This is a genomic window from Nitrosomonas marina, from assembly GCF_900110145.1.
Lineage (GTDB): Bacteria > Pseudomonadota > Gammaproteobacteria > Burkholderiales > Nitrosomonadaceae > Nitrosomonas > Nitrosomonas marina.
Genome location: NZ_FOCP01000008.1, coordinates 59,281 through 81,821, shown reverse-complemented (window position 1 = coordinate 81,821; position 22,541 = coordinate 59,281). Strand labels below are relative to the sequence as shown.

The window sequence follows — 22,541 nt, the reverse complement described above, 5'->3', positions numbered from 1 at the left end:
TAAGAAAAACAAACCTGTCTTGACCGGCCGTGATCTGGCTGAGCCAGATATATGAAAACTCAAGCATTATCTGAAATTTTCTGAGGGATATGTATGAACATAGTGGAATTGCTCGCATTTGTAGTTAAAAACAAGGCTTCTGATTTGCATTTGTCCGCCGGAATGCCGCCAATGATTCGCGTGCATGGTGAAGTCAAACGCATCAACTTGCCAGAGATGGAGCACAAAGAAGTTCATAGCATGGTGTACGACATTATGAATGACGCTCAGCGTAAATATTACGAAGAAAATCTCGAGTGTGATTTTTCATTTGAAGTACCCAATCTTGCCCGTTTTCGTGTAAACGCATTTAATACTCAGCGCGGTGCTGCGGCAGTTATGCGGACTATTCCATCCAAGGTGCTAACGCTTGATGAGTTGAATGCCCCCAAGATCTTTACAGAAATTGCACAGCAGCCCCGAGGTGTCGTACTTGTTACCGGACCTACAGGTTCAGGTAAATCGACGACGCTGGCAGCGATGATAAATCATATTAACGAAAGTGATTTCGGACACATTTTGACCCTTGAAGATCCCATAGAGTTTGTTCATGAGAGCAAAAAATGCCTGATTAATCAGCGTGAAGTCGGGCGCGACACACACAGTTTCGAGAATGCATTGCGTTCCGCCTTGCGTGAGGATCCGGATATTATTTTGGTGGGTGAGTTGCGCGATCTGGAAACAATACGACTGGCCATGACTGCAGCCGAGACTGGTCATTTGGTTTTCGGTACGCTCCATACCAGTTCTGCTGCAAAAACCATTGACCGTATTATTGATGTGTTTCCGGCAGAAGAAAAAGATATGATCCGTGCCATGTTGTCAGAGTCGTTAAGAGCAGTGATATCCCAGACATTACTTAAAACTAAGGACGGTAACGGGCGTGTGGCCGCTCATGAAATCATGATTGGTACTCCCGCAATTCGCAACCTTATTCGCGAAGCTAAGGTTGCACAAATGTATTCAGCAATACAGACCGGGCAGAGTGTGGGGATGCAAACACTGGACCAAAATCTGACCGACCTGGTCAGACGCAATGTCGTGACAATGGCAGAAGCGCGCATCAAGGCAGCAAATAAAGATAATTTCAGATAAATCCGGAAATTCAGGAATAAAAATGGACAAAGCACAAGCTACAAAATTTATGCATGATCTGTTGCGTTTGATGCTCAGTAAAAAAGCATCGGATTTGTTCATCACTGCGGGTTTTCCACCTGCGATAAAGGTTGATGGAAAAATGACACCAGTCTCACAACAACCACTTACAACACAGCATACTGAGGCGCTTGCGCACGCTATTATGAATGATAAACAGTCAGCTGAGTTTGAACAGACCAAGGAATGCAACTTTGCTATCAATCCCGCTGGTATCGGACGTTTCCGTGTTAATACGTTTGTTCAGCAGCAAAGAGTGGGGTTGGTATTACGTACGATTACAACAAAAATTCCCGACTTCGACGAACTGGGGTTACCGCCTGTGCTCAAGGAAGTGGTGATGAGTAAAAGAGGCCTGGTAATTTTTGTCGGTGGTACCGGTTCTGGTAAGTCCACATCGATGGCGGCATTAATCGGTCACCGTAACAAAAACACTTATGGACACATTATAACTATTGAAGACCCGGTGGAATATGTCCACGAACATATTAACTGTGTGATCACGCAACGTGAAGTCGGTGTTGACACCGAATCCTGGGAGGCGGCTCTGAAAAATACACTGCGACAGGCGCCGGATGTTATCTTAATCGGTGAGATTCGTGATCAGGAAACCATGGAACATGCGATAGCATTTGCTGAAACAGGTCATTTATGTATGGGTACGTTGCATGCTAACAGCGCCAACCAGGCGCTTGATCGAATTATTAACTTTTTTCCTGAAGAGCGCCGGGCGCAGTTACTGATGGACTTGTCGCTCAACCTGCGTGGTCTGGTTGCCCAGCGCCTGATTCCTAATAAAGATGGAAAAGGGCGAGCGGCTGCCATTGAAATCATGTTAAATTCCCCATTGATTTCTGATCTGATTTTTAAAGGTGATGTGCATGAAATCAAGGAGATAATGAAGAAATCACGCGAACTGGGAATGCAGACATTTGATATGGCGCTGTTTGAGTTATTTGAAAATGGTTTGATCAGTTATGAAGATGCTTTAAGAAATGCCGATTCCATGAATGAATTGCGTCTACAAATCAAACTGAAAGGAAAGGATGCCAGAAATGCCGATTTATCGGCGGGTATAACCCATTTAGCCATACAGGAATAACCGGCGGTTGCCCGGTGCTGCAAACAGACTTAGTATTGCAAGTATGCAAACTGAGCGACATTACACCAGGAATCCCGATGATTTTGTGGCAGAGCAGGGCGGCAGTTATGCATTTGTACTGGGCATCGTTCTCGACGATCTTGATTCCAGTGAAATATACAAATGGTTTCTTGCCGCCCTTTTATATGGAGCGCGTATATCCGAGAAAATAGCTACAAACACATGGCAGGTGTTTAACAGTCATCAGGTTACGTCCCCCGTAAGCGTGCTTGCTACAGGCTGGGATGGTTTGGTTGACCTGTTGGACAAAGGCGGATACGGTCGTTACGACTTTAAAACAGCAACAAAATTACTGTCCGTTAACTTTACGTTACTAAATGAATATGCCGGTGATTTAAATCGATTACATCAGTTGGCAACAGGCCCGCGGAATCTTGAAGAACGTATCATGGCACTGGGAAAGGGTATCGGTAAGGTTACATCGCAAATTTTTTTACGTGAGTTGCGCGGGCGCTGGTGCAAAGCCATGCCACCTTTGTCGCCATTGGCCTTGCGTGCAGCAAGGAAACTTGGATATTTGTCTGCTGATGCTAATGCTGATTTAGAAGCCGTAACCCGGTTACAGAGATTATGGAAGGAAAATAAGCAAACCGCCGGTGAATTTGTGCATTTTGAATCAGCACTGGCACGTTATGGATTGTACTTGAGGCATCAGGATAAACGGTCGCATACCAAAGCGTTATGACCAGAAGCAGGTGATACCAGAATTATCCTGGTAGCTGGCTTACTTGATTCTGTCCGATGAACCCTTATGTAGTAATTATGTTAGATTGATAAGTTGCTATATGACAAGTATACGCTCTAACCCAATTCGCAAGCCAGCTGTGGCCGGCCTTTTTTACCCAGATGATGCGCACAGGTTATCTCAGGATATACGGGTATTGATAGACAGCGCCCGGCAATATGATCTGACACCAAAAGCATTGATTGTGCCGCACGCTGGCTATGTCTATTCTGGAGCAATTGCAGCAACAGCTTACCGAACATTACTTGCCGTGGCTGAATCGATTAAACGTGTTGTGTTGCTGGGTCCATCCCACCGTGTAGTGTTGCATGGCCTGGCATTACCCGGGGTAGCGTGCTTTGATACGCCATTAGGGTCCGTACAAGTAGATACTGAATCGGTCCGGGCCATTTCGGATTTTTCACAGGTGATCATCAGTACCGATGCGCATTTGCTTGAGCACTCGCTTGAAGTGCAATTACCATTTCTGCAACAAGTGCTTAAAGAGTTTAAATTACTGCCTCTTGCCGTTGGAGTGGCTTCCGCTGAAGATGTTGCCGAAGTGCTTGATAAAGTTTGGGATAACGACGAGACGTTGATCATAGTCAGTTCGGATCTTTCGCACTATTTACCGTATCCAGTGGCGCAAAAAGTGGATAAAACGACCGTACAATCGATTTTACAACTGAGGCAACCGATCTCACATGAGCAGGCCTGTGGTGCTACGCCTGTGAATGGCTTGATTGCGGTTGCCCGTAGGCGCCATTTAAAACCACATCTGCTTGATTTGCGTAATTCGGGTGATACTGCCGGTTCACGTGAGCAGGTAGTAGGTTATGCGGCGATTGCGTTTTGTTAAAATTGACGGAAAACTGAACAGAATGTATTCGAATTCAAATCATAGCGATCAGGGTCAGGTGCTGCTGTCATTAGCTCGTGCAGCAATTTCAAATGCGCTGCAGATTGACACCACGGATACTGTTGTTTTTGACACAACGGCTGAATGGTTGATGGAACCAGGCGCGACTTTCATTACATTGACGCAACAACAACGTTTGCGTGGTTGTATCGGCTCTTTGCAGGCCTGCCAGCCACTATTTGAGAATGTACGCAGTAATGCCGTTGCAGCCGCGTTCTATGACAACCGGTTTTTACCTGTGACAACATGTGAATTTGCATCAATCATCGTGGAAGTTTCGTTGCTGTCTGAATTACATCCACTCTCGTTTTACAGCGAAAAAGATGCTTTATCGCAATTGCGCCCCGGTATTGACGGTGTAATGCTGTCTTTCGGCGCACATCGAAGCACTTTTTTACCGCAAGTCTGGGAAAATCTGCTGCAACCGGGTGAATTTCTGGCACAGTTAAAACTCAAAGCTGGAATAGATGCCGATTTTTGGGATGATACGATCTGTTTATCGCGGTATACCGTTCAAAAATGGCGCGAAACAGATTTTGTAGAGGAAAGAAGCGATGGATGAACCGATTAATGCCGAAGCACGATATCCGGCAAAATACTGGCATTTTCTGGAAGATGGCCGTATACAGTGTGATTTGTGTCCGCGTGACTGTAAATTGCACGAAGGTCAGCGTGGTGCGTGTTTTGTACGGGGCCGGAGTGGAAACGCCATGGTGCTGACTACTTATGGACGATCCTCAGGTTTTTGTATAGACCCAATAGAAAAAAAACCACTTAATCATTTTTATCCGGGCAGCAGTGTACTGTCATTCGGCACAGCGGGGTGCAATCTGGCATGTAAATTCTGTCAGAACTGGGATATCTCCAAATCGCGCAGTTTTGACAAGCTTGCAGCTCAGGCAGCTCCGGAGGAAATTGCTGATGTGGCAGCTGCGCTTGGCTGTAAAAGCATCGCATTTACTTACAACGATCCAGTGATTTTTGCGGAATATGCGATGGATGTGGCGGATGCCTGTCATGCAAAAGGAATTAAAGCGGTTGCAGTAACGGCGGGTTATATCCATGCGGACCCTCGTCGCGAATTTTTTGCCAGAATGGATGCTGCGAATATCGACCTGAAAGCGTTTACCGAAGAATTTTATGTCAAACAGACTGGCGCACATCTGCAGCCTGTGCTTGATACCTTAAAATATCTGAAACAAGAAACTGAAGTCTGGTTTGAGCTGACAACATTATTGATACCCAAACTAAACGACTCGGCGAGCGAAGTCGAGGCCATGTGTACCTGGATAGTCAGGGAGCTTGGCAGTGATGTGCCCTTGCACTTCAGTGCGTTTCACCCGGATTATAAAATGACTGCGACTCCATCCACGCCGGTTTCAACATTGATTCAGGCGCGTCAGATTGCACTTGATGCAGGTTTACACTATGTTTATACAGGAAACGTGCATTACCGTGAGGGCGATACGACGTTTTGTCCATCTTGTGGCAGCGAAATAATTGTACGTGACTGGTATGAGATTGAACATTATCACCTAAACGAACATGGGTGCTGTTCACAATGCGGTGAACAGATTGCTGGTAACTTTGAACACTTTAGCGGCAGTTTTGGGCTAAATCGCATTCCAGTCGATATACATTCCAGAATTCGTTCCCGGTCCCAGTCCCAAGCGAATAACGACGTGCAGCACAAGTCGCTTATTTCTAGCTAACAGCTGTAACAAGTACTCAGCCAGTGCCGATACGGCTTGGTATTCTGTTATTTGTCACAGGTGTCAGCCTGCTGCAATGGCAAGCTGAATTACCTGGAACGTATGAAGCTTTGGTGCTGCCGCTGTTACTGACAGCTTGTGTGTTTTGCTGGCGAAACCAGAAAACCATTTTGCAAACAGTCAGCCGAATTTTGTTTTTATTGCTTCTGTTTGGTGCTGGTTATTTCTGGGCAGCCGCTATGGCGCACTGGCGGTTGGCTGATACGCTGCCTAAAGCGTGGGAAGGTCAAGATATTCAGGTAGTCGGTGTGATTTCGAGTCTGCCGCAATACAGTAGTAACAGCGTTCGATTTCAATTCGAAGTCGAGCAGGTGCGGACGCCTGATGCGCATGTTCCTCAGCGCGTATCACTGGCCTGGTACCTGGAGCGCAAGCAGAATGAAATACGTCATAGTTTACCGGTTTTACATGCCGGTGAGCGCTGGCAGATAACGGTGCGTCTCAAGCGGCCACACAGTCACGCCAATCCCCATGGTTTTGATTATGAAGCCTGGGCACTGGAACGTAACATTCGTGCTGTGGGCTATGTTCGTTCAGCATCGGACAACTCATTGTTAGCGGCACGGGTAAATAAACCGGCATATTGGGTTGAAGCCTGGCGTCAACAAATTCAGCAACGGTTTGATGCAGTACTTGACGGTCAACGCTATGCAGGCATTCTAATGACTCTGGCAACCGGGGATCAGCGTGCAATACCCACCGATCAGTGGCAGGTTTTTACGCGTACCGGAACCAATCATTTAATGGCTATATCCGGATTGCACATTACGCTTGTTGCCAGCATGGTTTATTTTCTGGTTTCAAGGTTGTGGCGACAAAGTGCGCGCTTGTTATCGTACTTGCCTGCGCATCGGGCGGCTGTTGCGGCAGGATTGATAGCTGCGTGTATATATGCAGTGCTCTCTGGTTTTGCGATTCCTGCGCAACGCGCATTTTTTATGTTGGCAGTGATGGCTGCAGTAATCTGGTACGGTCGTATGGCAGCCCCTGCGATGGTATTGGCTTGGGCGCTACTGCTGGTTGTTGTTATTGATCCCTGGGCGGTGTTGTCGGCCGGATTCTGGCTGTCATTTGGTGCAATCGGGATTATCATGTTGGTAACGGCAGGGCGTATTGGCTCCACGCATTGGTTTGTCAGCTGGGTGCGCGTACAATGGGCGATAACCTTGGGGCTGGTTCCATTGCTGTTGGCATTGTTTCAGCAGGTATCGATAGTATCACCTGTCGCCAATGCGGTGGCAATTCCGCTGGTCAGCCTGTGTGTCGTGCCGCTTACGCTTCTGTCCCTTCTGCCTCCGTTTGAATTTATGTTGCCATTGGCGCACGGTATTTTAAGTATCGTGATGGTGTTTCTTCAGGGCCTGAATGAATTATCGCAGCCGGTCTGGCAACAACATGTCCCGCCCATGTGGACGATAGCTGTTGCTGTACTGGGTATCATCTGGCTGCTGCTGCCTGGCAGTCTGGGATTGCACTTCTTTACGGGATTTCCGGGACGCTGGCTCGGCGTGGTCGCATTGCTGCCACTGTTTCTGGTGCTGCCGCCAAGACCATCGGAGGGCGCGCTCTGGTTGACGGTTCTCGATGTCGGACAGGGGCTGGCGGTAGTGGCACAAACACAGCACCATACGCTGCTGTTTGACAGCGGTCCGGCATATGCTGTGAGTGACAGTGGCGACCGTACCGTGATACCGTTTCTGCGCGCACAGGGAATCGGTATTCTGGATCGCATGATAATATCGCACGCCGATTCTGACCATAGTGGCGGCGCGTTATCGGTACTTAATACTCTGGATGTCAAAATGTTGTATTCGTCAATGGATACCAATCATCCGGTTTCTCAGGCAGCCAGTGATAGTGCGTTGTGTGTCCGCGGGGAGTTCTGGAATTGGGACGGTGTCGCTTTCGAAATTTTGTATCCGGATCACGATATTTATACCGATCCAGCCCGGAAGACCAATGAAAGCAGTTGTGTGCTGAAAATAACGACTGCGACCGGCAGTATACTCATACCGGCCGATATCGGCCGCGCAGCTGAACAAAAACTGATTGACGCTAACGATGGCAAATTACCATCGACAGTTCTGATAGCGCCGCATCACGGCAGCCTGACTTCCTCAAGCGTGGCCTTTGTGAATCAGGTCAATCCGGCGGTTACCATTTTTACTGTTGGTTATCGTAATCGTTTTGGTCATCCAAGAGATGATATTTTAGAGCGCTACCGTGCGCAAGGGAGTATGCAGTTGCGTAGCGACCGGCACGGTGCGATATTAATCCGTTTCGAACAAAAAGGGTTTTTCGTTGGTAGCTGGCGGCAGTTGCGTCCGCGTTACTGGCAGCAAAAATTTTAGTGTACCAGCTAGTTCTGGCAAAATTGTGCCGGGTGAACGGTTGAACATATCAGCATTGGTTCTCTGATTTGAAGAGAACAAATTTGAATATACGGAATCAATATCTTCCGGGTGTCATTCGCTGTCTGTGCCGAGGTATGTTTTTTGTAGCGACCATACCGGCTTGCCGATACATGTGACAACGCCTTACAGCAGAAATCTTTGAATAGAAAGGTATTACAGTGTCGGTTTAACCGCTTCGTTTGCCAACTTGCGCCAGGCAAGCAAGCGATTATTGGCCGGCATTTCAAAGTTTTCCTGTAATCTTAGACTATTCTGTTCAGCCGAGTACTGCAAGTCATAAATATCGCGAATTCCGCTGTTGACGTCACGGTTTTTCAGCCAATTGTCAAATTGTGCATTACTTTCGCTGGTGTAGCGACCGTCTGTATTGAACGGGCCGTAGGTGCAGAATAAACCATTTGCAGGCAGCAGCCTGCCTACCCGTATAAATAGTTTGCAAACCTGTGGCCAGTGGATGATATGCAGGGTATTGGCAGTAAATACAGCGTCAGCCTGAATAGCAATCCAGTTATGATCGTTATCGATATCCAGCGCAATGGGTCTGACCAGATTTTCTGCCGGGTGATGCAGGCAGCGGTTTGACAGCATAGGTAATTTGTCTGGCAGCTCGGAAGGTTGCCAGATCAGATAAGGGAGGGCGGATGCGAAGTAAACCGCATGCTGACCGGTACCGCTGCCGACTTCCAACACGGATTTACTAGAGGCCAGCAATGTATGCAGTTTTTCCAGAATTGGCCACTTGTTACGCTCCGCCGCTTCAGAATATGCGGCTTGCATCGTTTGAAACAATTATTCTTGCGATGGTACCAGTTTCAGAATCTTGCCGTCATCTTCATCGGTCAACAGATAAATAGCGCCATCAGGGCCTTGTTCCACGTCACGATAGCGTAGTGTATTTTTAAGCAACTGGTCTTCGCCCAGTACTCTGTTTTTGCTGACCGACAATCGTATCAGATGCTGACCAGCAAGTGTGCCGACAAAAAGACTGTTCCGCCAACCTGGAAACAGACTGCCTGTATAGAACAGCATGCCGGAAGGCGCAACCGATGGTGTCCAGAAATAAATCGGCTCTTCATAGCCCTGTTCAGCATGCTCGTCTTTGATCGGTATCATTGAGTAATGCATGCCATAACTGGCGTTTGGCCAGCCATAATTTTTTCCAGGCTTGGGAATGTTGATTTCGTCACCGCCACGCGGACCATGCTCATGGATCCATAATTGGCCAGTTTCGGGATGTATCGCAGCGCCCTGTACGCTGCGGTGACCATACGACCAGATTTCCGGTTTCGCCTTACTGTCTTTTACAAACGGATTGTCTTCAGGTACAGAGCCGTCTGGCCGGATGCGAATAATGACACCGATATGATTGTCGATATTTTGCGCTTCTTCCATATGATTGCCACGATCACCAAGCGTGATAAACAGGTTGCCGTCTGGCGCAAATACCAGGCGCGAACCGAAATGCTGGCCACCGTGGGTTTTGGGGTCCTGACGGAATATGACTTTGAGGTTTTTCAAGCTGTTGCCGTCCAGTTCTGCCCGTGCCACTGCGGTGCTGGCAATAGTGCCGTCGGATGTACTGACGGGCTCGGCATAAGACAGATATATCAACTGATTGGCAGCAAAATCAGGATCAAGTGCAACGTCGAGCAGGCCGCCCTGTTTTTCGTGATAGACCCTGGGTACATTATCTACAGGTTCGGATATGCGGCCGTCAGGTGTAACGATACGCAGCCGGCCAATACGTTCTGTAACCAGCATACTGCCATCGGGTAGAAAAGCCATTCCCCATGGGTGATTGAGTCCTCGCGCGAGCAGTTTGACATCAAATGCCGTTTGAATACGTTGAGCGTTTGCCGTGGGCGCCAACAGCGAGCCGCACAGCAGGATCAACACTAAACCAGTAAATATTTTATAAAGATGAGTATTCAACGAAAATAGATAAGTCATCTTTTCTCCTCGGGTTTTTGAAGTATTGACAGCAATGTATCATCGTTATGTGACTGTCTCAATAGCTGAATTGTTCAATCCATGAAGTTGGTCAGAATGGTGTAATACGTATCCTGATACCACCAAATATGTTAATGGGCGCCCCTGGCTCAAAATAACGTCCAAAAGCTGCATTGATACGGGTATTGGCATTATAACGTTCATCAAACAGATTGTTGATCCCTGCGAAAATACCACCTTCGAGCCAGCTGAAACGTTTCTCCCAGCCAAACAGTAGTTGGCCCAGGGTATAGGCATTGTTGGTGATCGAGTTGGAATCGTCGACGAAAAATGTTCCTACATGCTGTACATGGAACTGGCCGTAAAATCCAAACGGATGCGCATAACGCAGAAGGCCTTCCCAGCGGTGCTCGGGTATTCCTGGAAACGCATTGTTCTTCAGATCAGCGTTGTCGATAGTATATTTCTCAAATCTGAAATCAGAGTAAGAATAACTGGCCTCGCCGCGCAATCCGTGCCATTCAGGTGTTGCCACTCGTGTTTCCACACCCAGCCGGCTGGATTCGCCTGCATTGCGAAAAAAAGCGCGTCCCGGTGCCTCGGGTAACTCAAACGGAAGTATTTCATCCCATGAATAAATATAGAACAATGCGGATTCGTACTGAAATCCCCTTATCAGGCCGCGCATACCCAATTCCTGGCTGAGCGACGTCTGTGGTTTCAACCCTGTATTAAACCCGCCGCGCCCGGTTGGGTTGTTGATGAGTTCTGTGGATGTTGGCGTCTCAAAGATTGTAGCAATGTTGGTATAAATTTGATGTTTTTGATTCAGATGATATACCAGCCCTGCGGTGCCGCTGCCCTGGGAAAATGTCTTGTCGCCGCTCTGGTCGCCATCCGACAGATATGTGTCCTTGGCTTGAAAATGCAGCCAGTCCCAGCGTCCCCCAATAACGAGATCAAGCTTGTCATGCATGCGCCATTCATTGCGCAAAAAAGGTCCCACATTCTGTACGCGCTCAATCTGGTTCAGTGTCAATGCGCCACGTTTGCCATCATTGTTATCGAACCGCTGACGATCATCATTTTGGATACCGTAATCAACGCCGATAATCAGACGGTTGGGACGGTCGAACAATCGGTGATCATGCCGATATTGCAGTGCAATACCGCCGACCAGCCGGTCAAACCGAACCTGACCGCCGTCAAAGAAAGGCAGACGATTACGAAAATCACGGTGCAGCATGTGCGCTGTCACAGACAGTTCCTGATTTGCAGTCGGTTTTTTGCGAAAACGTATGCCCATTTGCTCCTGGTTTACTTCTTCACCAGCATCGAACTGTATGTTTCTGGAAGACGCCCGGCTTGGGTCGTTACGCGCCTGTTCAAGTGTCAGGCCGCCCGGGTCCTTGGATTCAGGCGAATAAAATTTTCGGAATATCAGCATCAGATCCGAATCGTTACCGACTTTGAAATTCATCCTGGCTTGAGAGAAATAGTTCTGCACATTGCTGTGTTCGCGCCAGCCGTTCTGCTGCAGGTGGGAACCGAACAGGGTGTAATCAAACTGATCGTAACTTCCTCCTGCAAACAATTCGGATTTAAACAAACCGTACTGACCGAATACCTGCCGTGGTGAAGCCATAAAACGTTCCTGCGGCGCTTTGCGTGTCGATATGCCGATCAGGCCGCCGGAGGCATTGCCATACAGCGACGCCATCGGACCGCGAACAATTTCCATACGGTCGATCAGTGACGAATCGATCGAGTCAAGCTGTGTCTGGCCGTCGGGCAATGTTTGCGGGATTCCGTCAACGTACATCTGAATGCCACGCACACCGAATGCTGAACGTGCACCAAAACCGCGGATCGAAATGCGCAAATCCTGGGCAAAATTGCTTTGGTTCTGAAAAAAAACACCGGGTGTGCTGCGTGCAAACTCATCAATTGTTACACCGGGCTGATAATGCTGCTGTGGATAGCGGTCAAACTGTGAAATCGCGTGTGGGATTTCCAGGTTCGAACGTTCGCTGCGCGTGGCCGTTACATTGACGGGGGCAAGCATGATTGTCTGTTGATTTTCCTGCACTTGCGCAAAAACCGGTAACGCCGTCAGAAATAATGCAAAAAACCTGCTTGATTTTGTCGCTACGGCGCGGCTATTCCATTTCATAATCAGTCGTCAACATTTCGAGCAGATGCCCGTTTTCGTCTTTGAAATAGACGCCTCTGCCACCATAATTGTGATTAATGCGCATGTTGTCAGGTTCGAAAGGCCCGCTGCCGTATGCAATTTTTTCAGCCTCGATGCGTTCGAAGATCTGGTCGAATTCTTCTTCGGATACCTTGAAAGCATAGTGATGTGGTTCGAATGTGTCACGATTGGCAAAATCAAGGCATAACGTGACGTTCACACGAACAACCTGGAACGAAGCAAAAGCGCCGATACATTCAAATCCGAAGATACGCGCATAGAATTGTGCGCTACTTTCTTTGTCGTGCGCAGGGATGATTGTGTGATTCAATGTAATAGGCATAACACTACCTCCTTTTTGTGTTGACTATATGACCGTGTTCAAAATGTGAATCATTCGCCGCCATGTAACACTCCTGTCATATTGGCTTGGTAAAGTCCCCAAACCGAGGTTAACAGCATACATAAAATTGGAGAAAAGAATGCTAAGGTCAAACTATAAACATTGTAATTTAACAATACTGTCGGCGGTTATGCTAGGCGCGTTCTCAACAAGCAGTTTCGCTACAGCGACATTTGACCCGGCAACGGGTATTGTCGATATGCCCGTCGTAGAGGTTTTAAACGGGGCATCGTCCGATTTTTACAGTGCACAGCTGCAACTCGGCGATGATGGATTGCAGTTAGTTGCCGCACAGTCGATACCGGCGGCCAAAGGTCAACAGCGCGTGGTATTTGATTCGACAACTACCGCCGTGCACATACCTTCCGTTGTTGTCGGCGCAAATGAATTCTACGCCAAGCTCAAGCTTGTTCCGGGTTCAAATCCGTTACGTTTTACAGTGGATCAACTGGTCAGCAACAGTTTTCAAGGTTGTCCGGGCTTCTCAACCCCCGGTCCTGTTGAAGGATCGTGCGTTTTGAGTGGAGAATACAATGAGAATATAACATTGACGAAAAACATACAGTGGATTGTATCGAGTGGTGTTTTTATCGGCGGTGATAACGTAAACAGTGCAACACTGACGATCAATCCGGGCACACAGATATTTGGTCAACAGGGTGCAGATTATCTTTGGATCAGACGCGGTTCAAAAATTATGGCTGAGGGTACACCGGACAATCCGATTGTTATGAGTGGGCCGCTGCAGCAAACGGCCGGTGAATGGGGCGGTCTGGTAATTTCGGGCAATGCGCCGGTAAATGGCTGTAATGAGGGTGTTAACCTGTGTGAAATACCATTTGAAGCAATTACATCTGAATTCTTTGGCGGCAACAATCCAGCGGACAACAGTGGTGTTGTCAAATATACACAGATTCTGTTTGCCGGTTTTGCCGTGCGGCCTAATGAAGAGCTGAACGGTTTGACTCTTAATGGCGTGGGGTCCGGCACTGTTATCGATTTCGTGCAGGTGCATGAAGGTCTTGATGATGGCGTTGAAATGTTTGGCGGCACAGTTGGATTGAAGCATCTGGTTTTGACCAGCATCGGTGATGACAGCCTGGACTGGGGTAGTGGATGGGCTGGAAAAGCACAATTTGTACTGATCAAACAGGCAGACGATGACGGTGACCGTGGTATAGAAGCGGATAACAATGAAGTCAACAACGATATCGAACCTCGTGCCAAGCCGGTTTTGTCCAACATGACCATGATCGGTGCACCAGTTGCAACGCAGGGTGTGCTGTTACGTCGCGGGACCGGCGCAAATATCTGGAATTCAGTCATCAGTGGTTTTCCGGATTGTGTTTCAATCGATGGCGAAGCGACATTCATCAACGCAGGCGCACCGGGTAACCTGACGGGTGAATTGACGATGGTTAATTCCTTTGTGAATTGCGGAAACAATTTCCTGGATGGAAACGGCGCTACATTTGCTGTGTCCGATTGGTTTACATCACAGGCCGGCAACAGTCAGGAAGATGCATTGCTGAATGGTTATTTGCCAGCGGTTGGTTCTCCGCTGACACTGGGTGGCGCACCGGTGAACGATGCATTTTTTGATGCGGTTGACTATGTCGGGGCATTCAAAGATGCGGATGACGACTGGACCGAGGAGTGGACGTTTGATTTCTGAGCATAAAAAGCATTAGCTGGAATAAAAATACCCTGCAAATGCAGGGTATTTTTTTCAAAAACAATTTCTTAAGTAACCACCTATTCAGTTGCGTGTATGTAATAGAGCAGTATGAATAATCTGGTCGTCGATATAACAGTGAAGTGAAATTAATTTCAACTATACTGCTTATTTTGAAGCTATTACATATTCATCAGTCTCGAGGGCGCTTGTCGGGGCTGGTGTAATCGTTTCTTTTTTGGAAGTATAGGATATGCAGCCTGACAACCCGATAAAAATAATTGTAACGATAAATAGTTTTACGTTATTCATTGTTTTTCCTTATTACCTTATTAATGGCGACTAACTGAAATCTTGGATTGTAGATGATTTTCTACTGAGTAAGAGATACAACGCAAACCAAACTGATTTATTCTAACATGTTACATAAAAATTTTTGAACAGTCGTATGTTGTTAAAAAAGCAATGAACCAGATTGTTGGAAATGGGAAAACTAAAATGACTTCGGGAAGCTTGGATACCAGAATTTAAATCGAAAATTGCAGTGACAAAGATTAAGTATGATCAGAATCTTTCAGCGTTATCGCAATCTTGCAATATCATATGGATAGAGCAGCTAGTAAAAATGTGGTCAAGTACCGGAATACACGGGGGCTGCATGATGTATACTACGGTATCTTGATGGACACTCACTCTTCTAAGTAATGCCCGTACCTCATTTATCCGCTGCGTTGCGCGGACCTGTTCTGGATCTGGAAAACCGGATTAACAAAGCCAGACCATCGATAGAACACTGGTTGCGTGGCAAGTGGCGCGAATGCAGCATCCCTGTTTACTGTTCGGTTGATTTGCGTAACAGTGGTTTTAAACTTGCACCTGTTGATACCAATCTGTTTCCAGGCGGTTTCAACAATCTGAACCCGGAGTTTTTCCCGTTGTGCGTGCAGGCCATGATGACAGCCGTAGAGAAAATCTGTCCCGATGCGCACAGTATTTTGCTGATTCCCGAGAATCATACCCGTAACACGTTTTATTTGCAGAATGTCGCGTCGATACAGACGATCATGCAACATGCCGGGCTGAACGTTCGCATCGGTTCATTAATTCCCGAAATCAAGTCCGCGACGGTATTCAATCTGCCCGACGGACGGTCAATCACGCTCGAGCCGGTGGTTCGGAAAAACAATCATTTGTGTGTTGACGGATTTGATCCCTGTGCGGTTTTGCTCAACAACGATCTTTCAAACGGTATTCCCGAAATACTTCAGGATCTGAATCAGACCATTATTCCGCCATTGCGTGCAGGCTGGGCGACACGACGAAAATCAGAACATTTTAAGGCATATAACACAGTCGCCGATGAATTTGCCGAATTGATCGGAATCGATCCATGGCTGATCAATCCCTACTTTACCTCGTGTGGAAAAATTGATTTCAGGGAAAAACAGGGTGAGGACTGTGTGGCCAAATCATCCGACAAAATTCTTGCCGTAATACGTGAGAAATACAAGGAGTACGGTGTCAAGGAAGATCCGTTTGTCATCGTCAAAGCCGATTCGGGCACCTACGGCATGGGAATCATGACGGTCAAGGACGGTGAAGAAGTGTATCAGCTGAACCGCAAACAGCGCAATAAGATGGCTGTTGTAAAAGAAGGGATGCAGGTGACCAATGTGCTGGTACAGGAAGGGGTTTACACTTTTGAAAACATTAACCAGGCTGTTGCAGAGCCGGTAATTTACATGATCGACCATTATGTCGTAGGCGGTTTTTACCGCGTGCATACCGGTCGAGGCATGGATGAAAACCTGAATGCGCCCGGGATGCATTTTGTGCCGATATCGTTTGAACCGGACTGCCTGTTACCCAACGGCACCCAGCAACAGGGTTTGATGCCACAGCGATATTATGTCTACGGAGTCGTCGCGCGGCTGGCCATGCTGGCTGCTGCGCTAGAACTGCGCCCGACGGCCGGTTGATCCGGCACGAGAATTATTCCGGCATCGACATGAAACTGGCCTTTATTCTGGACCCGCTTGAAACCCTTAAAATTTACAAGGACTCGAGTTACGCCATGATGCGCGAAGCTGCTTCGCGCAATCACGAGATTTATACGATACAGCAGGAAGATCTGATATGGAAAGACGATACTGTAGTCTGCTACGCACGCAGCCTGACGCTGGCTGAGCCAACCGGTTCCGGTACAGACTGGTACCGGAACGGTGACAGGCACATGCTGCCCATGCAGGCGTTTGACGCCGTGTTGATGCGCAAGGATCCGCCATTTAACATGGAATATCTGTATAGCACCTATCTGCTGGAGCTGGCAGAGAGGCAGGGGGCGCGGGTGATCAACAGCCCGCGGAGCATTCGCGATTTCAATGAAAAACTTGCCATTGCCCGTTTTCCGCAGTTTATGCCGCCGACACTGGTCACGCGTCAGGAGCCGCTGATCATGGAGTTTCTGCATCAACATCGCGACATCATTCTAAAGCCGCTTGACAGTATGGGCGGGTCGGGTATTTTTCGAATCCATGACGCGGACCATAACGTCAATGTCATTCTTGAGACCATGACCCACTATGGTACACGCACCATTATGGCGCAGCGTTTCATACCGGAGATCGTCAAAGGCGACAAACGTATTTTACTGATTGCGGGCAAACCTGTGCCCTACGCACTGGCGCGCATTCCCAAACCGGGTGAAACCCGCGGCAATCTCAATACCGGCGGTACCGGCGTGGCGCAACCGTTATCGGATTACGACAAAGAAATTGCGGAAACCCTTGGTCCGGAACTGGTCGAGCAGGGTTTGCTGCTCGTCGGCCTTGACGTCATCGGCGACTGTCTCACAGAAATCAATGTGACCAGCCCGACCGGCATTCAGGAAATTTATAAGCAGACAGGTTTTAACGCTGCGGGGATGATGATCGATGCGGTTGAAGACAATTAAACATTTCCTCAGTTTTTATTTGTGAGCCCCCATCGCCAGCGCACGCTGTTTTGACTGCTCAAGCATCTCCTGAGACGGCGCCGGTTCCAGCCAGCCCTGCAGATTGGACCTGGCGATTTCGGACAGGGCATCAATCCAGTCAGCACGTTCGTTCAGGCAGGGAATGTAATGATATTCCTTGCCGCCGGCTTCGGTGAAGGTTTTCTTGCCTTCGATAGCAATTTCTTCCAGTGTTTCCAGACAATCTGAGACAAAACCGGGGCAGGTGATGTCGACGCGGCGGGTGTTGGCCTTGCCAAGCTGTTCCAGTGTTTCGGCGGTATAAGGCTGCAGCCATTGCGCACGCCCGAAGCGTGACTGGAAACAGACCTGATACTGCTCTTCGCCAAGATTCAGCGCTTCTGCGAGCAGGCGGCCCGTTTTCTGGCAAAAGCAGTGATACGGATCGCCTTTGTCCAGGTTTCTGCGTGGGACACCATGAAAGCTGATGATCAGTTTGTCGGGCTGACCATGCTGTTCCCAGTAATCGCGAATGTTTTGAGCCAGCGCTGCGATATATCCCGAATGGTCATGATATTGCTTGACGGTGCGAATGGCCGGCATATTGCGAACCGGCCCAAGCGCGGCAAAAACGGCATCCATGGCAGCGGCGGTGCTGCTTGCCGCATACTGTGGAAACAGCGGAATGACCAGAATGCGGTCGCAACCGGCATCGACCATTTTATTGATGACACTGGTGACGGATGGGTTGCCGATATTCATGGCGTATTCAACCATTGGCGCCGGGTTGGCAGAATTCTGCAGCGCTTCGGCCAGTAACGCTGCCTGGCGTTCGGTATGCACTTTCAGCGGAGACCCTTCGGATGTCCAGATCAGGGCGTATTTTTCTGCCGATTGTTTGGGCCTGAACGGCAGAATGAATCCGTATAAAATCGGCCACCAGATCAGCCGCGGCACTTCGATAACACGCGGATTGCTCAGGAATTCCCGGAGATAGGGGCGCAGCGCCTCTTTGGTCGGGGCGTCGGGTGTGCCCAGGTTGATCAGGAGCACGCCTGTTTTGCCCGGTGTGCCATGCTGGAATTGGGGTTCATTACTCATGGTTCTAGGCCTTTAGTGCAAATGAGTCGGAAAGCTGCATAGTGTTATTGTTTTGACAGACTGCTGGACAACAGTTTCGCAGTCACATCGACAATCGGAATAATGCGCTCGTATGCCATACGTCTGGGGCCGATTACACCGACAGTGCCGACAACCGAGCCTTCCGTTTCGTATGGCGCCGTGATAACGCTGAATTCGTCAAACGCGGCAACGTCAGACTCGCCGCCAATAAAAATTTTAACGCCGTGTGCGTTACGGCTGAGCTCAAGTAGCTGCAGCAGTTTTGTTTTACGCTCAAATAATTCAAACAGTTTTTTGAGACTGGACAGACTCTCTGATGCATCCAGTGTGTCGAGCAGCCTGCGTTCGCCGGCGAGTACGACGACCTCGCTGCTTTCCTTGACCGCGTCGCCGCCGGCTTCTATCGCCGCGTTCATCAATTTGGTCATGTCCTGTCTGAGCTGTTTCAGTTCGGTCTGCACCCGGCTGCGGATTTCGTCGAGTGTGCAGCCGGCATAGTGTTGATTGATAAAATTGCCGGCCTCAATCAGGTCGGTCTGACTGTAGGGCGTGTCGGTGAAAATGATGCGGTTTTGCACATCGCCGTCGGGCGTAACGATAATCAGCAGAATTCTTTTTTCCGATAACGCCATAAACTCGATATAGCGGAAAACAGCGCCGGTGCGCTTTGGCGTCACAACGACACCGGCAAAATGCGTCAATTCAGACAACAGTTGCGAAGCCGCGTTGACCAGACGAGTCGGGTTGTCAGGGTGCAACTGGTTCTCAAGCTGATGCAGCTCGTCTTCGCGTAGTGATTTGATCACCAGCAGATGATCGATAAACAGCCGGTAGCCTTTGGGGGTCGGAATCCGGCCGGCGGATGTATGAGGGCTCATGACCAGCCCCATTTCCTCCAGGTCAGCCATGACGTTGCGTATGGTCGCCGGACTCAAGTCAAGGCCCGAAAATTTGGATAACGAACGTGACCCCACCGGCTGACCTTCGTAAATATATCGCTCTACCAGTGTTTTTAGCAGTATTTGGGCTCTTTCATTAAGCATATGCTGATTTTACAACAATCTGAGTAATTTAAATTGTTCTGTCTGTTTTTGATATCGACGGGTTAGTATAAATTCTTTCATATAATGCTAAACTCCTTAATGAAGGATATATGGGCGTAGCATATTATTTTCATCCTTTTTCAGAAATATTTCTGAATCCGGTATTTGATTAACAATCATTGCCGGATCATTCGGGGTTACCGTTGTGGCATACTATTTTACAGTTGTTTGCCTTACAGTCGGTATGCTAATTTTATCGAATTAACCGGCTTTGTAGAGTACACGCATGACAGTTTGTATACAGACATGAAGCCGGCACAAAAATTGCAGGTTAATTAATATTCAGTAATGAGTTTTCCATTTAAATCGATAGCGTTGATAGGTAAGCATAAGAATCCGGAGATAGCGGCGCCTATTCTCGATCTTGCTGAATATTTGACCAGGCTGGAATTTGAGGTTTTTGTTGATCATTTAACCGCTTCTTATCTGCCGAATGATACGTACAAAGCACTGACACTCGAAGAAATCGGCCGTCAGGCCGATCTTGCCGTAGTAATGGGTGGTGACGGTACCATGTTGAATATCGCCCGCATGCTGGCGTCCTATGATGTGCCGCTGATCGGCATCAACCAGGGGCGTCTGGGTTTTTTGACGGACCTGTCGACCGACACCATGCTGGAAACGCTTAACGAGATGCTGCAGGGGCATTATACGGCGGAACGCCGCATGCTGTTGTATGCTGAGGTAATCCGCAATGACAGCAGCGTATTCAGTGCGCTGGCGTTCAATGACGTGGTGCTTTACCGGGGTATGAGCAGCGGTATGGTTGAGTTTCAGATTAGCATCAATAATGAATACGTCAACACGATGCGTTCCGATGGACTGATTATCGCGACACCGACGGGATCGACGGCTTATGCGTTGTCGTCAGGCGGCCCCATTCTTCATCCAAGCCTGGATCTGATTGCGCTGGTGCCGGTCTGTCCGCATACGCTGAGCAATCGCCCGATCGTGGTCGGGCCCGATGCAAGTGTCGAAGTGCATATGCTCAGTTCGCTTGATGCGCGCGTACACTGCGACAGCCATTCCTGCTACGATCTGGAGCAATCCGACCGCATTATCATCAGACGTTTTCCCAAGACGGTTCGCCTGTTGCACTCCGTCAATCATAGTTATTACCGCATGTTGCGTGAAAAACTGGGGTGGAGTGAACTGCATTAATCCATTACCTTGACCATGCTCAGACTGCTCAGTATCAGCAATTTTGTCATTGTCGACCATATGGAACTGGAGTTTTCCGCCGGTTTTACGGTGTTGACCGGTGAAACCGGGGCCGGCAAGTCTATCATGATCGACGCTTTGTCACTGACCCTGGGCGAGCGTGGTGATAGCAGCCTGATTCGCCAGGGATGCGAACGTGCAGAGATCAGCGCGCTGTTTGATACTGAAGCGTTACCGGAATTTTGTGAGTGGCTGGATCAACATGATTTGCAGGGCGACTCGGGTAGCTGCATCCTGCGACGCGTACTGGACGCCAGCGGCCGTTCACGCGCACTGATCAACGGCCATACAGTGACGTTGCAGCAATTGCGTACTGCCGGAGACTATCTGGTTGCCGTCCACAGTCAGCACGCACACCAGGCCTTAATGCAGAAATCGGCCCAGCGCGAATTGCTGGATGCGTTCGCCGGTTGCTGTGAACTTTCGCAAGCCGTTAAAACTGCATTTCAAAGCTGGCAGGATATCCAGCAGGAGCGGGTCGATTGCGAACAGCGGTTGGCCGAGTCGCTTGAAAAACGCGAACAGTTCGAATGGCAAAAGCGTGAACTCTCGGAACTCAACCTGACTGCCAATGAGTGGGAAACTTTGCAGACGGACCACAGCCGGCTTTCCAACCTGGCCGGTTTACTGGAAGCGACCCAGAGCGGGATCGAATTATTGTCGGAAAATGATACCGCCGCAGTTTCACAAATCGGCGCGGTGAAAAGCCGGTTGCAGAATCTGCTCGAATACGACAGTCAGTTGCAGACTGTGATTGACCTGCTGGATTCTGCCCAGATACAGGTACAGGAAAGTATTTACGAACTCAGGCATTACCGGCAGCAACTTGATATCGATCCGCAATATCTGCAGGAAGTCGAACAACGCGTAACAGTCATCCACGGCATGGCCAGAAAATACCGCGTCGCGCCCGAAGCATTGCCAGCTTTGCTTGATGATGTATCTGCTCAGCTCGAATCACTGGACGGTGGCGGAAATCTTACCCAATTGGCTGAGCAGGAGCAGGCTGCACTGGCAACCTATCGCGAACTTGCAGGAAAGCTCAGTGGAAAACGGCGCAAAGCCGGAAAGACTATGGCAAAAGCTGTAACCGAAGCCATGCAGACAATTGCCATGGTCGGCGGCAAATTTTCAGTTGCGTTTGAACCGCTGGAGCAGGGGAATGCGAGCGGTCTGGAGCAGGTCGAGTTTCAGGTTGCCGCGCACAAAGGGCTGGCGCTCAAGCCCCTCGCCAGGGTGGCTTCGGGTGGAGAGTTGTCCCGCATTAGCCTGGCGATACAGGTTATCGCCAGCCAGACCGGTTCGGTACCGACGCTTGTTTTCGATGAAGTGGATGTCGGTATCGGCGGACGCGTCGCAGAAATAGTCGGCCAGTTGCTAAAACAGCTCGGCCGTTCACGGCAGGTGATGTGCATCACCCATCTGCCGCAGGTGGCCGCCGCAGGCGATCACCACTTGCAGGTGACCAAAACAGAGGAAACCGACAGTCAACAGATACAAAGCCGCATAACGATGCTCGACAACGATCAACGCGTGGACGAAATCGCACGCATGCTGGGCGGCGTGAAAATGACCGAAGCCACGCGTAAACATGCGGCGGAGATGCTGCAAAACAGTGCGGCAGAATGAAATATGTTTCCTGAAAGAATCGTCCGATTCAACTTGAGATCAACAGATATGCAATATCCAACGGAATGCACCCATGGGTGTGTCTGTTTTGGTGCAATATGCTCTG

18 protein-coding genes are annotated in these 22,541 nt (G+C 48.9%); 12 read left to right on the top strand and 6 right to left on the bottom strand.

What is annotated here, in order from left to right; translation table 11 throughout:
• Positions 1-93 precede the first annotated feature (93 nt).
• From BMX44_RS07435 to BMX44_RS07405, 7 genes are all read left to right on the top strand, one after another.
• Positions 94-1,134, top strand: a complete 1,041-nt coding sequence (locus BMX44_RS07435; RefSeq protein ID WP_090630576.1) for a type IV pilus twitching motility protein PilT — start codon at positions 94-96, stop codon at positions 1,132-1,134.
• A 22-nt stretch (positions 1,135-1,156) separates the two neighbouring features.
• Positions 1,157-2,296, top strand: a complete 1,140-nt coding sequence (locus tag BMX44_RS07430; RefSeq protein WP_090630573.1) for a PilT/PilU family type 4a pilus ATPase — start codon at positions 1,157-1,159, stop codon at positions 2,294-2,296.
• Positions 2,297-2,339: 43 nt separating this feature from the next.
• Entirely contained in the window at positions 2,340-3,041 is a 702-nt protein-coding gene (locus BMX44_RS07425; protein ID WP_090630788.1) for a hypothetical protein, read from the top strand.
• 100 nt (positions 3,042-3,141) lie between these two features.
• Positions 3,142-3,939, top strand: coding sequence for an AmmeMemoRadiSam system protein B (gene amrB / locus BMX44_RS07420; RefSeq protein ID WP_090630570.1), 798 nt, complete (start codon positions 3,142-3,144; stop codon positions 3,937-3,939).
• Positions 3,940-3,961: 22 nt separating this feature from the next.
• Positions 3,962-4,561, top strand: coding sequence for an AmmeMemoRadiSam system protein A (amrA, locus tag BMX44_RS07415; protein ID WP_090630785.1), 600 nt, complete (start codon positions 3,962-3,964; stop codon positions 4,559-4,561).
• Positions 4,554-5,711, top strand: a complete 1,158-nt coding sequence (gene amrS / locus BMX44_RS07410) for an AmmeMemoRadiSam system radical SAM enzyme (RefSeq protein ID WP_090630567.1) — start codon at positions 4,554-4,556, stop codon at positions 5,709-5,711. The genes amrA and amrS overlap by 8 nt, the downstream gene beginning before the upstream one ends.
• 23 nt (positions 5,712-5,734) lie before the next feature.
• Complete coding sequence (locus tag BMX44_RS07405; RefSeq protein WP_090630564.1) at positions 5,735-8,122, top strand: DNA internalization-related competence protein ComEC/Rec2; 2,388 nt, start codon at positions 5,735-5,737, stop codon at positions 8,120-8,122.
• A 216-nt stretch (positions 8,123-8,338) separates the two neighbouring features.
• On the opposite strand, the gene BMX44_RS07400 is transcribed toward BMX44_RS07405, so the two are convergent.
• From BMX44_RS07400 to BMX44_RS07385, 4 genes are all read right to left on the bottom strand, one after another.
• The gene (locus tag BMX44_RS07400; RefSeq protein WP_090630561.1) at positions 8,339-8,962 is read right to left on the bottom strand and encodes a DUF938 domain-containing protein; all 624 of its coding nucleotides are present in this window, start codon (positions 8,960-8,962) and stop codon (positions 8,339-8,341) included.
• Positions 8,963-8,974: 12 nt separating this feature from the next.
• Complete coding sequence (locus tag BMX44_RS07395; protein ID WP_090630558.1) at positions 8,975-10,135, bottom strand: PQQ-dependent sugar dehydrogenase; 1,161 nt, start codon at positions 10,133-10,135, stop codon at positions 8,975-8,977.
• Between the two features lie 91 nt (positions 10,136-10,226).
• On the bottom strand, positions 10,227-12,308 hold the full coding sequence (locus tag BMX44_RS07390; protein ID WP_090630555.1) for a TonB-dependent receptor family protein: 2,082 nt from the start codon (positions 12,306-12,308) through the stop codon (positions 10,227-10,229).
• Positions 12,295-12,672, bottom strand: coding sequence for a VOC family protein (locus BMX44_RS07385; protein WP_090630553.1), 378 nt, complete (start codon positions 12,670-12,672; stop codon positions 12,295-12,297). The genes BMX44_RS07390 and BMX44_RS07385 overlap by 14 nt, the downstream gene beginning before the upstream one ends.
• A 139-nt stretch (positions 12,673-12,811) precedes the next feature.
• Here BMX44_RS07385 and BMX44_RS07380 point away from each other — a divergent pair, with 139 nt between their 5' ends.
• The 3 genes from BMX44_RS07380 to gshB all read left to right on the top strand — a co-directional run bounded on the left by BMX44_RS07380 (position 12,812) and on the right by gshB (position 17,360).
• Entirely contained in the window at positions 12,812-14,407 is a 1,596-nt protein-coding gene (locus BMX44_RS07380; RefSeq protein WP_090630548.1) for a hypothetical protein, read from the top strand.
• 704 nt (positions 14,408-15,111) lie between these two features.
• Positions 15,112-16,386, top strand: coding sequence for a glutamate--cysteine ligase (gene gshA / locus BMX44_RS07375; RefSeq protein WP_090630544.1), 1,275 nt, complete (start codon positions 15,112-15,114; stop codon positions 16,384-16,386).
• A gap of 29 nt (positions 16,387-16,415) precedes the next feature.
• Positions 16,416-17,360 carry a glutathione synthase gene (gene gshB, locus BMX44_RS07370; RefSeq protein WP_090630541.1) on the top strand — a complete coding sequence of 315 codons (945 nt, stop codon included), beginning with the start codon at positions 16,416-16,418 and terminating at the stop codon, positions 17,358-17,360.
• Positions 17,361-17,375: 15 nt separating this feature from the next.
• Here the strand turns inward: gshB and hemH are convergent, their stop codons facing one another.
• Positions 17,376-18,461, bottom strand: coding sequence for a ferrochelatase (hemH, locus tag BMX44_RS07365; RefSeq protein WP_090630538.1), 1,086 nt, complete (start codon positions 18,459-18,461; stop codon positions 17,376-17,378).
• Between the two features lie 44 nt (positions 18,462-18,505).
• A complete protein-coding gene (gene hrcA, locus BMX44_RS07360) occupies positions 18,506-19,525 on the bottom strand; it encodes a heat-inducible transcriptional repressor HrcA (protein WP_090630535.1) in 1,020 nt (339 codons plus the stop codon).
• Positions 19,526-19,873: 348 nt separating this feature from the next.
• On the opposite strand from hrcA, the gene BMX44_RS07355 reads away from it, so the two are divergent.
• Together BMX44_RS07355 and recN are read left to right on the top strand one after the other, a co-directional pair.
• Entirely contained in the window at positions 19,874-20,746 is an 873-nt protein-coding gene (locus BMX44_RS07355; RefSeq protein ID WP_090630533.1) for an NAD kinase, read from the top strand.
• A 15-nt stretch (positions 20,747-20,761) separates the two neighbouring features.
• Positions 20,762-22,435, top strand: a complete 1,674-nt coding sequence (gene recN / locus BMX44_RS07350; protein WP_090630530.1) for a DNA repair protein RecN — start codon at positions 20,762-20,764, stop codon at positions 22,433-22,435.
• Positions 22,436-22,541: the final 106 nt, after the last annotated feature.